This window comes from Parasphingorhabdus sp. SCSIO 66989, assembly GCF_032852305.1.
Classification (GTDB): Bacteria; Pseudomonadota; Alphaproteobacteria; order Sphingomonadales; family Sphingomonadaceae; genus Alterisphingorhabdus; species Alterisphingorhabdus coralli.
The window spans coordinates 2,632,847-2,644,626 of the sequence record NZ_CP136594.1 but is presented as its reverse complement, the minus strand read 5'-3'; the positions used below and the strand labels follow the sequence as shown (position 1 = coordinate 2,644,626).

14 protein-coding genes are annotated in these 11,780 nt (G+C 55.7%); 12 read left to right on the top strand and 2 right to left on the bottom strand.

Going from position 1 to position 11,780, the window contains the following annotated elements; all coding sequences use genetic code 11:
* Positions 1–49: 49 nt before the first annotated feature.
* The 6 genes from RB602_RS12445 to RB602_RS12420 all read left to right on the top strand — a co-directional run bounded on the left by RB602_RS12445 (position 50) and on the right by RB602_RS12420 (position 5,414).
* A complete protein-coding gene (locus RB602_RS12445) occupies positions 50–685 on the top strand; it encodes a glutathione S-transferase family protein (protein ID WP_317080908.1) in 636 nt (211 codons plus the stop codon).
* A 21-nt stretch (positions 686–706) separates the two neighbouring features.
* Entirely contained in the window at positions 707–1,552 is an 846-nt protein-coding gene (locus tag RB602_RS12440) for a DMT family transporter (RefSeq protein ID WP_317080907.1), read from the top strand.
* A gap of 166 nt (positions 1,553–1,718) precedes the next feature.
* Positions 1,719–2,078, top strand: coding sequence for a DUF4870 family protein (locus RB602_RS12435; RefSeq protein ID WP_317080906.1), 360 nt, complete (start codon positions 1,719–1,721; stop codon positions 2,076–2,078).
* A gap of 109 nt (positions 2,079–2,187) precedes the next feature.
* Positions 2,188–4,101 carry a M1 family metallopeptidase gene (locus RB602_RS12430; protein ID WP_317080905.1) on the top strand — a complete coding sequence of 638 codons (1,914 nt, stop codon included), beginning with the start codon at positions 2,188–2,190 and terminating at the stop codon, positions 4,099–4,101.
* A 4-nt stretch (positions 4,102–4,105) separates the two neighbouring features.
* Positions 4,106–4,999, top strand: coding sequence for an SPFH domain-containing protein (locus RB602_RS12425; protein WP_317080904.1), 894 nt, complete (start codon positions 4,106–4,108; stop codon positions 4,997–4,999).
* A gap of 76 nt (positions 5,000–5,075) precedes the next feature.
* Complete coding sequence (locus RB602_RS12420) at positions 5,076–5,414, top strand: hypothetical protein (protein ID WP_317080903.1); 339 nt, start codon at positions 5,076–5,078, stop codon at positions 5,412–5,414.
* Between the two features lie 164 nt (positions 5,415–5,578).
* Here RB602_RS12420 and RB602_RS12415 read toward each other — a convergent pair whose 3' ends face one another.
* Together RB602_RS12415 and RB602_RS12410 are read right to left on the bottom strand one after the other, a co-directional pair.
* On the bottom strand, positions 5,579–6,772 hold the full coding sequence (locus RB602_RS12415; RefSeq protein WP_317080902.1) for an alpha/beta hydrolase: 1,194 nt from the start codon (positions 6,770–6,772) through the stop codon (positions 5,579–5,581).
* Positions 6,773–6,953: 181 nt separating this feature from the next.
* Complete coding sequence (locus RB602_RS12410; protein ID WP_317080900.1) at positions 6,954–7,475, bottom strand: sterol desaturase family protein; 522 nt, start codon at positions 7,473–7,475, stop codon at positions 6,954–6,956.
* 122 nt (positions 7,476–7,597) lie between these two features.
* Between RB602_RS12410 and leuC the strand changes: the two genes are divergently transcribed.
* From leuC to RB602_RS12380, 6 genes are all read left to right on the top strand, one after another.
* Positions 7,598–9,037, top strand: a complete 1,440-nt coding sequence (gene leuC / locus RB602_RS12405) for a 3-isopropylmalate dehydratase large subunit (RefSeq protein ID WP_317080899.1) — start codon at positions 7,598–7,600, stop codon at positions 9,035–9,037.
* Between the two features lie 56 nt (positions 9,038–9,093).
* Positions 9,094–9,297 carry an isopropylmalate isomerase gene (locus RB602_RS12400; protein ID WP_317080898.1) on the top strand — a complete coding sequence of 68 codons (204 nt, stop codon included), beginning with the start codon at positions 9,094–9,096 and terminating at the stop codon, positions 9,295–9,297.
* 3 nt (positions 9,298–9,300) lie between these two features.
* A complete protein-coding gene (gene leuD / locus RB602_RS12395) occupies positions 9,301–9,888 on the top strand; it encodes a 3-isopropylmalate dehydratase small subunit (protein WP_317080897.1) in 588 nt (195 codons plus the stop codon).
* A 42-nt stretch (positions 9,889–9,930) separates the two neighbouring features.
* Positions 9,931–10,926 (top strand): NADPH:quinone oxidoreductase family protein, encoded by a 996-nt coding sequence (locus RB602_RS12390; protein ID WP_317080896.1) that lies wholly within the window; start codon positions 9,931–9,933, stop codon positions 10,924–10,926.
* 264 nt (positions 10,927–11,190) lie between these two features.
* Positions 11,191–11,517, top strand: a complete 327-nt coding sequence (locus RB602_RS12385) for a DUF1476 domain-containing protein (protein ID WP_317080895.1) — start codon at positions 11,191–11,193, stop codon at positions 11,515–11,517.
* Between the two features lie 14 nt (positions 11,518–11,531).
* On the top strand, positions 11,532–11,768 hold the full coding sequence (locus tag RB602_RS12380) for a BolA/IbaG family iron-sulfur metabolism protein (protein ID WP_317080894.1): 237 nt from the start codon (positions 11,532–11,534) through the stop codon (positions 11,766–11,768).
* Positions 11,769–11,780 lie beyond the last annotated feature (12 nt).

Here is an 11,780-nt window from a genome sequence, read left to right as displayed (position 1 = left end):
CACTCTTTCTAGGCCGGACCAAACCGCTCTCAAGAAAGGCAGCACCTCTATGTCGATCATCCTGCACCATCTCGAATATTCCCGCTCCACCCGCATCATCTGGCTGTTGGAGGAAATGAAGGTCGATTATGAGATGGTGCGCCATGCACGTAACCCTGAGACATTCCGCTCGCCCGAAGAACTGGCCGCGGTGCATCCACTGGCCAAGGCGCCAACGGTAATTGTCGACGGCGTTACCATGGTCGAATCGGGTGCGATTATCGAATATCTGATTGAGCGTTTTGGCGATGGTGGCTTCGCGCCTGCGCCCGACAGCCCTGACCGTGCGCGCTATCTGGAATGGATGCATTTTGCCGAGGGCACTATGGGCATGCCGGTGATCTTGACGGCACTGGCACCGCGTTTTGGTGGTCTGGGTGAGGCGCTGACGCCGTTTATCACTGCCGAGGTCACCAAATTGCTGGGCTTTGCCAATGATGCGTTGGCCGGGCGGGAATTTCTTGTCGGTGACAGCCTCACCGGTGCCGATATCAATCTGTGTTACCTGCTTGAGGTGGCAACCGCAGCCCAGCTCATGTCTGCCTATCCCGAGTTACAGCGCTACCTTGCGACTATGCAGGCGCGTCCGGCTTATGAGAAATCGCTGGAGCTTGGCGGGCCGATTATCTTCCGCCCTGCCGCCTGACCTGCTACCCGCGCCAAGTCTATGCTGCGCATCACTGCATTGCTGCTGCTTGCGCTGCTTGCTTTTGCCGGTAACTCGTTGTTGAACCGTGCGGCGCTGGCCGATGGTGCGATTGACTGGGCCAGCTTTACTATCGTTCGGCTGGTGTCAGGCGCACTCATGCTTACGCTGTTGCTGGGTTTTCGGCATGGTCGCAATATCTGGCCACGCGCCGACAGCTGGCCAATGGCACTGGCGCTTTCTGTTTATGCCGCCGCGTTTTCGCTGGCATATGTTCAGCTTTCGGCTGGTACCGGCGCGCTGATCCTGTTTGCACTGGTGCAGATCACCATGCAGGGTATTGGCATTGTCAAAGGCGTGCGGCCAAACGTGGTGCAATGGGCCGGATTGGCGCTGGCTTTTGCCGGGCTTCTCTATTTACTGCTCCCGGGCGTGACCGCGCCGCCATTGGGTGCGACGCTGATGATGGCGCTGTCGGGTGCGGCCTGGGGTTCTTATAGCTGGCTCGGGCGTTCTGTTGATGATCCTCGACTGGCAACGGCGCGCAATTTTCTTGGCGCGGTGCCGCTGGCGCTGCTGTTGCTGCCCTTTGTGGGGAACGCCGGGACATTAGAGCCCTATGGTTTCTGGCTTGCCATAGCATCAGGGGCCGTGACCTCGGCTCTGGGCTATATCCTCTGGTATGCTGTTCTGCCCCGGATCAGCGTGACATTGGCTGCGACGGCACAGCTCTCTGTCCCCGCCATTGCCGCGTTGGGCGGTGTGTTGCTGTTGGGGGAAGGGCTGGATCTGCGACTGATAGCGGGCAGTCTTGCGATTATCGGTGGAATCGCATTGACCATCATCCCTGGTCGCTCAGCCAGATAAAAAGTTACATTTTCGCAAGGAAAATGGACAGCGTTGCTCTGGTTTACACTTTGCGCTCCTGCTAATGGCCCATTGTACTTTAACCACAAAGGCCTTGGCATCTGCTTCCAGTGAGAGGGATAGCGGCTGACAACATGGTCTGAAACAGCCTAGTACGGGGAAAAATATGTCAGAGAATACACCAAAGAGCGGCGGCGATTTTGATCTTAATCAGCCAACCATCATTTCACTTTTGTATCTTGGATCACTGCTTACCGGCATAACCAGCATAATCGGCGTCGTGCTCGCCTTTATCTGGAAAAGTGAAGCTGCGGGAAGTTGGGAAGAGAGCCATTTTACCTATCATATCTATACATTTGTGATCGGCACAATCGCTGGCATTGTTGCTTTCATCCTCTCATTTGTAATCATCGGCATCTTTCTGTTCCCGCTGATCCTGGTCTGGTTCATCGTGCGTTCGGTCAAACCGCTTCTTGCGGCGCAGAAGCAGCAGCCAATGCCCGATCCTAAAACACTGTTGTTCTGATAGATCAGAATATCTCGGCGCTGCTGCAAAAGCCGCCTATGGAAAAGCTCTGGCTCCGTATCCCTCGCTGGGGTACGGAGCTTTTTCTTATGTGATTTCAGGAGTTCGCATGCGTTTGTCCGTCTCTCTCGTCGCCCCTTTGCTGGCCTTGACCGCAGGGTGCGCCAGTGTTTCCTCTGCTGAGACTACACGCACTATAGCGCCGATATTGACCAGCGAAGAGGCGCGTGATGCGCTCACCTATGCCAAGCCGTTGGAAGCGCGCGTCACCCATGTCGATCTCGACCTGACGCTGGATTTTGCTGCCAAGCGTGTGGCAGGCAGCGCGACGCTGGATATCGATGCGGCGCCGGATGCGCGCGAGATCATTCTCGATTCCAAGGGCCTTTCAGTTGCCAGCGTGACTGATCAGGATGGCCAACCGCTTGGCTTCACCATTGGTGAGGATGCCGGGCTTGCAGGCGCGCCATTCACCATTCGCTTTGGCGCCGATGGCGGCGCAGCGCCGGAGAAAATCGCCATCAGCTATGCCAGCGGCCCCGATGCCGAGGCGTTGCAATGGCTGTCGCCGGAACAGACTGCAGGCGGCGAAAAGCCGTTCATGTTCAGCCAGGGCCAAGCGATCCTCAATCGCAGCTGGATCCCGACACAGGACAGCCCCGGCATCCGCCAAAGCTGGGAAGCGAAAATCACCGCACCGCAAGACCTGAAAGTCGTGATGAGCGGCATATTGCAGGGTGAGCCGGAACCGGCTGGTGAGGGGATGCACCGCTTTTCCTTCACCATGGACAAGACGGTGCCCCCCTATCTGATCGCGATTGCGGTGGGCGATATTGCCTTTGCCGAATTGGGCCCGCGCTCGGGCGTCTGGGCCGAGCCGTCCATGCTGGAGGTTGCCAAGGCCGAGCTGGTTGATACCGAAGCGATGATCGATGCGGCAGAGGCGATTTACGGCCCCTATCGCTGGGGCCGCTATGACATGATCGTGCTACCGCCCAGCTTCCCCTATGGCGGCATGGAAAACCCGGTGATGACCTTCCTGACGCCGACCTTTATCGCCGGGGACCGCAGCAATACCGGGCTGGTCGCGCACGAGCTGGCGCATAGCTGGTCAGGCAATCTGGTGACCTATGCCAGTTGGAGTGATGGATGGCTGAATGAGGGCGTAACCTCCTATTTTGAAAGCCGCATCAGCGAGTCCGTATTCGGCAAAAAGCGCGCCGAACAGGAATATGCGCTGAGCTATGGCTCGCTGGTGGCAATGGTGGAGGAGCGCGGTGCAGACAACCCGGTCACCGCGATGCGCACGCCCGACAGCATCACACCCTTCGATACCGCAGGTGAGGCGATTTATGACAAGGGCACGGTGTTTCTGCGCACCGTGGAGCAGATTATCGGCCGAGAGAAATTCGATGAGTGGATGCGCGGCTGGTTTGATAGCCATGCGTTTCAGCCAGCGACATCAGAAATGTGGCTGGCAGAAATCCGCGAAGGCCTGATCAAGGGTGATGCCGAGCTGGAAGCGAAGCTGATGCTCGATGAATGGATTTACGGCACCGGCATTCCGAGCAATGCTGCCAAGCCCGATCCGCAGGCCTTTGCCGAAGTGGATGCCGCCGCCAAACGCTATGGCGAAAATCGCATACTTCCTGTCGAGGCATGGAGCGATTGGACGGGCGCGGAACAGATGCGCTTTATGCGCAAACTGCCTGAATTGGTGAATAATGACGAACTCGCCATGCTGGATGACGCCTTGGGCGTATCAAAAACCGGTAATAATGAAGTGCTGTTCCTCTGGCTTGAGGCAGCACTGCGCAACCGATACCAACCCGCCGTGCCGCAGGCCGAAGCGTTCCTCAGTCGGATAGGCCGTAATAAATTCGTCGCGCCGCTTTACAAGGCGATGAGCAAACAGGGCGAATGGGGCATGGCAATCGCCAAACCGCTATACGCCAAAACGCGCGCGGGCTATCACTCTTACACGCGCAGTCAGGTTGACCCGCTTCTGGGTTGGGAAGGATAAACACATGTTGGATTTCGCCATATTTCCGGTGGGCATTTTTTTAACGATCATCGTCGGTAGTTCATGTATTTTCATAACCAAGCAACAGCATGTCCGCTTTATCGAGACCTTCGGCAAATATAGCCGCACCGCGACTGCCGGGCTGTCGTTCAAACTGCCCTGGCCGATACAGATAGCGAGCGGCAATTATTCGCTGCAAATTCTGCAAATTGAGCGCGATGTCTCGGTTAAATCCTCGGACAACGCCTTTGTCGTGGTGCCTATCCGGGTGCAATATCAGGTGGCAGAGCAGGCGGCGAACAAGGCCTTTTATCTGCTGGAAGATGCCGAGACGCAGGTTGCCGCCTATGTCATCAACCAGGTGCGCTCTACTGCAGCCGGCTTGGACTTTAATGAGCTGTTCCAGTCAAAGGCGGCGTTTGAGGATGATGTTGAAGAAACGCTGACCGATAAGCTCAGCAATTATGGCTTCCGCATTGTCAATGTGCTGGTCGATGATCCGCAGCCTTCCGAAGAACTGAAGTCCGCCTTTGACCGGGTGATCGCGGCAAAACGCCTCAAAGAAGCGGCGACCAATGAAGGTGAGGCGGTCAAGATCAAGGCGGTACTGGAAGCCGAAGCGCAGAAAGAGGCGATGATCAAAAAGGCCGAAGGCTATGCCCAGTTCCGCGAAATCGTCGCCGAGGGCAATGCGCAAGCGCTGCAGAAATTTGTCGGCGAAACCGGCCTGTCAGCCAAAACCGCTATAGCCTTTTTCGCGCAGACAAACGCCATGGAAGCCCTGCGCGATGCGGCATCAGATGGCGGGAAAACGGTCTTGGTCACCGATGACAGCATGCCGAAGAGTTTAGGCGGGCTGTATATGGATGCTGAGGATGATCGCTTACAGCAACCGTAGTAACGTCCCAAAAAAATCTTGACCATTTCCGGTTTTAGCAAATGCTGTTATAATAAACCTTGAAAGGAAAATGATCATGATCAAAAGCCCGAGGCCCTTATACACACTAGGCTTTGCTACTGTACTGGCTTGCAGGAGATTTGATGAATCACCGCTACGTCAGTTTTCGGCAAAGTCCTATAAAACACGTGCTATCGCAACATTTTTTTCATCACTTTACACGCTTCTATTTATCTCTTTTTTCTTGACAAAACATTGCGGTCCTACCCGTTCAGATTTAATTCAATGTGAAGCAATGCAAAGTGGCCTAGGTTTGGTTCAATCGCCATGGGAGTTAATTTTAGGAGTTTATGATCTCTCAATTATACCAATAGCTATTTTAGCTCTATGTATAGCTAGTATATTGAAAAAGTAAGATTCGTTATTATCGGGCAGATTGGCCTGAGAGCTTACTGAAATTCTACTAGAGTAGCATATACTGTGAATATATCTCGCGCAGAATAATCATATAATTGGGTGGTTTTTTAATGTGGTCTCCGCGCCTTCCCGTCTCTGCGTGAGATTATCGATGGTTTGGCCCTATTCAGCCTTACACATCTCAGCCCCATTCGCCATTGCCTCGCGCAGCCGGGTGGCTTTCTCCTCATAGCCAGCGCGGGTGAATGTGCCGGTTTGGGTGGTTGAAGCCTTGGCTGCGTCTTCATAGGCGGCGATGGCAGATTCACACCGACCCAGCTTCTCATAAGCTGTTGCCAGAAAATTGTAATTCGGGTGATAGCCAGGATAGCCTTGGACGAGATATTCAAAAATGGCCGCCGCCTCATCCGCACGTTCCGCCTGAAGCAGTGCCATTCCATAATCGTGATAGGTAGCTTCGCGCTGTCGGGCAGCCGTGCCATAGCGCGCGCGGATATTGGCCTCATGCGCGATAAAGTCGTCTATGGTGAAGCCGGTATCCGCCATGGTGAACTGCAAATCTTCAAACACATAGCGCAGTCCCTGATAATGGCCGGGCAGGCGGACGGACATATGATCCTCGCCTGCAATTTCGTCATGCCGCCATATAAGGCCTTCTGGCTTTGCCGTTTCCAGCGTCTCGACAAAACGGCCCAATTCCTGACGCATGCCATCGCCGTCTTCCTGTCCTATACCGAAATAGATGTGCGTTGCCGGTTGCGGGTTGTCGGCAAAATATGTCTTGGCACGGGCATTCATTTCTTCGCCACCCCACCAAAGGGCGGGTGATAGAATGATATAGGCGTCAAACAGGTCCGGGCGTTCCATTAAGGCATAGGCACCGAACAGGCCACCAAAGGAATGGCCTTCCAATATGCGGTGGTCGCTGGTTCGGTATTCTTGTTCAATCGACGGAATCAGCTCTGTTTCAAGAAAGGCGAGGAAATTGGCAGCGCCGCCGCTATTGGCATCACCCTCTACAACGGATGGCGTGTAATCGCGCGAACGATTGGTGCTGACAATGCCGACAAAGATCATTTTCGGCGCGAAGCCCAGCGAGCTCAATGTGTCCATCGTTGCTATTGCGTGCAGCATATTCTGCCGGCCATCCAGCATGTACAGCACCGGATAATTGGCATCGCTATCCTCATAACCATCGGGGAGTGAGACGATAATCGGTCTGTTTTCGTCCAGGATATCGGAGCGTACTATAGTCTCATTGACAGAAACAATCGGTTCTTGTGCCGACAGATTTGGCGAGAACATAAGCATCAGAACAGAGGTTGCGAGCGCAACAACCCAGTACGCAAACTTCATGCAGATTTCCTTTTCAAGCTTCCAACAAAGGGATCGTCGGAAGTAATGACTACATACGTAGACGCTTTACCTTTGCTAGTAGGGTGTCCAGACGATGTAAAGGCAGTTTTGTAACGAAAGGGAGGTGCAACAATCTCCGCGTCTTCGCGTCTCCGCGTGAGATGATTGGGGGCCTAAGCCCTCAGTCCGCCGCAACCTCGGGCTCGAGTTGCGCGGAAGGCCGCACCTGGGCCAAACCCTCTTGGCGCTGGCGTTTCAGCTCTTTTTTCAGCTTGGCTGGGTCTTCGGCGAAGACAAAACCGAAGCTGACCCCGCCTTCCTTGCCGATGGTGGCATGGTGCAGCTTATGGGCTTGTACAAGTCGCTTGGCATAGCCGCGTTTGGGGACCCAGCGGAAATAGCGTTGGTGCACCAGCCCGTCATGAATCAGTGTATAAATACCGCCATAAATGGTGACGCCGACTGCAATCCACCAAAACACCTCATGGACGAAGACGCCCATGGCAAACAGGCTCATCGCGGTGACCGATCCGACCACGGCGAAAAGGTCGTTCTTTTCCAGCAAATTATCATGCGGCTCATGATGGTCTCGGTGCCAGCCCCAGCCCCAGCCATGCATGATATATTTGTGGCTCCACCAGGCGACAAATTCCATGAAGATCACCGATAAGGTGATGATCGTCAGAATTACCCAGATATTCATAGCCTGACCCGTTTATTTCGATAGCCGCACAATAGCGGTCATATAGCCTTTACATAATGATTTTGATGGCAATATCCATATCACACTTTCGCTGTGATGCTTAACGCTCTAAAGCCACGTTTATGACAGAGAATACACCCCCCAAGACATTATATGAGAAAATCTGGGACGCGCATGTCGTTTCCGAACGCGATGACGGCACCGCGCTGATCTATATTGACCGACATCTGGTGCATGAAGTGACCAGTCCGCAGGCGTTTGAGTCGCTGCGGCAACAGGGCCGCAAGGTGCGTCGCCCTGACCTGACACTGGCGGTGCCGGATCACAATCTGCCGACCACGCCAAGACTGGCGGCGGATGGTTCGCGTCTGCCGATTGCCGATCCGCAAAGCGCGGCGCAACTGGCGGCGTTAGAGAATAATGTCGAGGCTTTCGAAATCCCCTATTTCGGTGCGACACATCGCAATCAGGGGATTGTCCATGTTGTCGGGCCGGAGCAGGGCTTTACCCTGCCGGGCACGACTTTGGTGTGCGGCGACAGCCATACCTCGGCGCATGGCGCACTGGGTGCTCTGGCCTTTGGTATCGGCACCAGCGAGGTGGAGCATGTGCTGGCAACGCAGACCTTGTTGCTGCGCAGATCGGCGACCATGGAAGTACGGATCGAAGGTGACGTGCCGTTGGGCGTTACGCCTAAGGACCTGATTCTGCATGTCATCGGCACCATTGGTACCAATGGCGCGACAGGCCATGTGATTGAATATCGTGGCGGGGCTGTTGAGCGCATGTCGATTGAGGGGCGGCTGACTATGGCCAATATGTCGATTGAAGCAGGTGCGCGCGCTGGCCTGATCGCGCCTGATGACACGACTTTCACCTATTTGCGCGGCCGACCCATGGCACCCAAGGGTGAGCAATGGGATGCGGCTTGTGATTATTGGCGGACTCTGCGCAGCGATGAAGGGGCGGTGTTTGACAAGTCGGTGACCATCAATGCCGCCGATGTCGAACCCAGCGTCACCTGGGGCACGAGTCCAGAAGATGTGGTCGGCATTTCTGGCCATGTACCGACGCCTGAGAGCTTTGGTGATGCAGGCAAACAGGCAGCGGCGGCGAAGTCGCTGGCCTATATGGGGCTAGAGCCGGGTACGGCGATGACTGATATCGCCATCGACCATGTGTTTATCGGCAGCTGCACCAATAGCCGGATTGAGGATCTGCGCGCCGCTGCGGCCGTTGTGGGTGCGCGCAAGAAAGCCGATAATGTCAAAAGCGCGCTGATCGTGCCGGGGTCGGGGCTGGTCAAGCATCAGGCCGAGGCCGAGGGGCTCGACCTTGTGTTCAAAAATGCCGGATTTGAATGGCGCGAGCCGGGCTGCTCGGCATGTCTCGGAATGAACCCAGATAAAGTACCCGCAGGCGAACGCTGCGCCTCGACCAGCAACCGCAATTTTGAAGGCCGACAAGGCCCAGGCGCGCGGACGCACCTTCTCTCACCGGCCATGGCGGCGGCGGCGGCGATCACCGGCAAGTTGACCGATGTGCGGGAGCTTGCCGGTTGAGGCACCGGCTGGCATAACCGCATCATAGAAAAAAGGGGGCTCTGAAAGGATTACCCATGAGCGATAATGACAATGACAAAGAGGAAGGTGCGGGCGAAGGCTGGTCCACCGGGGCGAAAGTCGGTGCCGCTGTAGGCTCAGCGGCTTTATTGGCAGCACTGCTTTACGCCGGGCGCAGCGCCATCAAGCGCAAAAATGGCGGAGACAAAGCACCACCTCCACCGCCACCGCCCGAGGGTGAGCAATATGAAAGCGACTGATCGATGAAGGCAGTCAAACAGGTTGAAGGCCGCGCCTATCCTTGGGGTGCGGTGAATATCGATACCGATATCATCATCCCGTCCAAATGGCTCAAGACCATCACCCGCGAGGGGCTCGGGCAGGGCGCGTTTGAGACCGTGCGGGCCGAGCCGGGCAATGTGTTTGACGATCCCGATCATAAGGGCGCGCCGATATTGATTGCGGGCGATAATTTCGGCTGTGGTTCGAGCCGCGAACATGCCGTTTGGGCGATGCTCGACATGGGCATCACAGCGGTAATCGCGCCGAGTTTTTCCGATATTTTTGCCGGCAATGCATTCAAAAATGGCCTGGTTACGGTGGAGCTGCCGCAGGAGCAGATTGACCGGTTGCTGGAAGTTGCCAAGAGTGATGAGATCATGATCGATCTGGAAACCGAGACGGTCACCACACCGTTTCAGGATCGCTTTGAATTCACGCTCGACCCGTTCCGCAAGCACTGCCTTATGAACGGTCTCGATGAAGTGGCATTGACCTTGGCCAATGCAGATGCAATCGATGCCCATGAACGGCATCAAGCTGAGGTTACGCCTTGGCTGGTCCCTCAATAATCGAAAATTCCCCTTTCCAACTATAATAATCAGGAGAACAGGATGCGCGCGCTTTTGTCGAAAGAAGTTGGTGGCCCCGATACGCTGGAGATTACCGAAATTGACGACCCGACACCCGGCGCAGGCGAGTTGCTGGTGGCGGTCAAGGCCTGTTCGATCAACTTTCCTGATGCCCTGATAATTCAGGATCTCTATCAACTCCGTCCGCCACGCCCTTTTGCTCCGGGCAGTGAGATTGCCGGCGTGGTCGAAGCCGTGGGCGAGGGTGTTACCGATTATGCTGTGGGCGACCGCGTCATTGCCGGGACCGGCTTTGGCGGACTGGTCGAGAAGATCACCGTTGCTGCTGCCGGCGTATTTCGCCTGCCCGATGCGTTTTCTTTTGAGCAGGGCGCATCACTGCTGATGACCTATGGCACCTCGATCCATGCGCTCAAGGATCGCGGCCATATCTCTGAAGGCGATACGCTGCTGGTGCTGGGCGCGGCTGGTGGCGTGGGTCTGGCCGCAGTGGAACTGGGCAAAGCCTATGGCGCGCGCGTTGTTGCCGCCGTCTCCAGCGAAGCCAAGGCTGAAGCCGCCAAGGCCAGCGGTGCTGATGAAGCGGTGATCTATGACCGTCAACCATTCGATAAGGCACAATCCAAAGAACTCAGCCAGAAATTCAAGGAAGCGGTTGGCCCGAATGGCGCCAATGTTATCTATGACGCGGTCGGCGGCGATTATAGCGAGCCGGCATTGCGCTCAATCGCCTGGGAAGGGCGGTTTCTTGTCGTCGGCTTCCCCGCAGGTATCGCCAAACTGCCACTCAATCTGACGCTGCTAAAAAGTTGTGATGTCTGTGGCGTCTTCTGGGGCGCTTTTGCTGCGCGCGAGCCACAGCGTAATCAGGCCAATATCGCCGAGCTGTTCGAACTGTGGGAAGCGGGCAAGATCAGTCCGAAAATTTCCGAAACCTTCAGCTTTGACGATGCGCCAAAGGCGATCACCAAGCTGGCTAATCGTGAGGCTATCGGCAAGCTGGTTGTGACGATGTAATCTCGGCAAGTACTTTTTTCGTCGGCTCCGCGCAGGCGGGGCCAAGGCTTCTTCTTATGATTCACGCGGAGACGCGGAGGCGCGGAGTTGGTTTCTCCGCGCCTCCGCGTCTCCGCGCGAGTTAACTCAATATCAAAAAAGCCCTGGCCCCGCCTTCGCGGGGCAGACATGGTAGAAAGCTATGCGCATTGGGCCTGATTGCTTGCGTGACTCGCTTTGGCGGATTACAGCTAAGAAAATATTTCAGCAGGAAAGACCTCTTATATGACCGGTTTTAGCGATCGCGAAAAAGCGTTTGAAAACAAGATGGCGCGCGACGAGGAAGTGGAATTCCGCATCACTGCGCGGCGCAATAAGCTGCTTGGCCAATGGGCAGCAGAGAAAATGTCGCTGACGCAAGAGGAAAGCGAAGCCTATGCCAAGTCTGTGGTGCATGCCGATTTTGAAGAAGCCGGTGACGAAGATGTAGTGCGCAAGCTGCTCGGTGATCTGACCGATGCCGGTGTCGCCATTGACGATGCCGCCATCCGTGCCGCCATGGACGAGCAGATGGTCGAAGCGCGTCGTCAGTTTGAAGCCGAAAACAGCTAAAGGGCAGTTGCACCATGCCGATGCAGGCCGAAGATATTGAAACGATGATCCGCGAAGCGATCCCCGATGCCGAGGTGACAATCACCGATCTGGCGGGCGATGGCGACCATTATGCGGCGCATGTCGTGTCCGAAAGCTTTCGTGGGCAAAGCCGAGTCAACCAGCACAAGGCGGTCTATGCTGCGCTCGGCGGACGCATGGGCGGTGTGCTTCACGCCTTGCAACTGACCACCGCGGTCCCCACTTCTTGACCATATCCCCCC

Coding starts and splice junctions, on each gene's coding strand:
- RB602_RS12415 (WP_317080902.1), bottom strand. CDS start 6,772: ATGAAGTTTGCGTACTGGGTTGTTGCGCTCGCAACCTCTGTTCTGATG.
- RB602_RS12440 (WP_317080907.1), top strand. CDS start 707: ATGCTGCGCATCACTGCATTGCTGCTGCTTGCGCTGCTTGCTTTTGCC.
- RB602_RS12425 (WP_317080904.1), top strand. CDS start 4,106: ATGTTGGATTTCGCCATATTTCCGGTGGGCATTTTTTTAACGATCATC.
- RB602_RS12445 (WP_317080908.1), top strand. CDS start 50: ATGTCGATCATCCTGCACCATCTCGAATATTCCCGCTCCACCCGCATC.
- RB602_RS12410 (WP_317080900.1), bottom strand. CDS start 7,475: ATGAATATCTGGGTAATTCTGACGATCATCACCTTATCGGTGATCTTC.
- leuC (WP_317080899.1), top strand. CDS start 7,598: ATGACAGAGAATACACCCCCCAAGACATTATATGAGAAAATCTGGGAC.
- RB602_RS12420 (WP_317080903.1), top strand. CDS start 5,076: ATGATCAAAAGCCCGAGGCCCTTATACACACTAGGCTTTGCTACTGTA.
- RB602_RS12435 (WP_317080906.1), top strand. CDS start 1,719: ATGTCAGAGAATACACCAAAGAGCGGCGGCGATTTTGATCTTAATCAG.
- RB602_RS12385 (WP_317080895.1), top strand. CDS start 11,191: ATGACCGGTTTTAGCGATCGCGAAAAAGCGTTTGAAAACAAGATGGCG.
- RB602_RS12430 (WP_317080905.1), top strand. CDS start 2,188: ATGCGTTTGTCCGTCTCTCTCGTCGCCCCTTTGCTGGCCTTGACCGCA.
- RB602_RS12400 (WP_317080898.1), top strand. CDS start 9,094: ATGAGCGATAATGACAATGACAAAGAGGAAGGTGCGGGCGAAGGCTGG.
- leuD (WP_317080897.1), top strand. CDS start 9,301: ATGAAGGCAGTCAAACAGGTTGAAGGCCGCGCCTATCCTTGGGGTGCG.
- RB602_RS12390 (WP_317080896.1), top strand. CDS start 9,931: ATGCGCGCGCTTTTGTCGAAAGAAGTTGGTGGCCCCGATACGCTGGAG.
- RB602_RS12380 (WP_317080894.1), top strand. CDS start 11,532: ATGCCGATGCAGGCCGAAGATATTGAAACGATGATCCGCGAAGCGATC.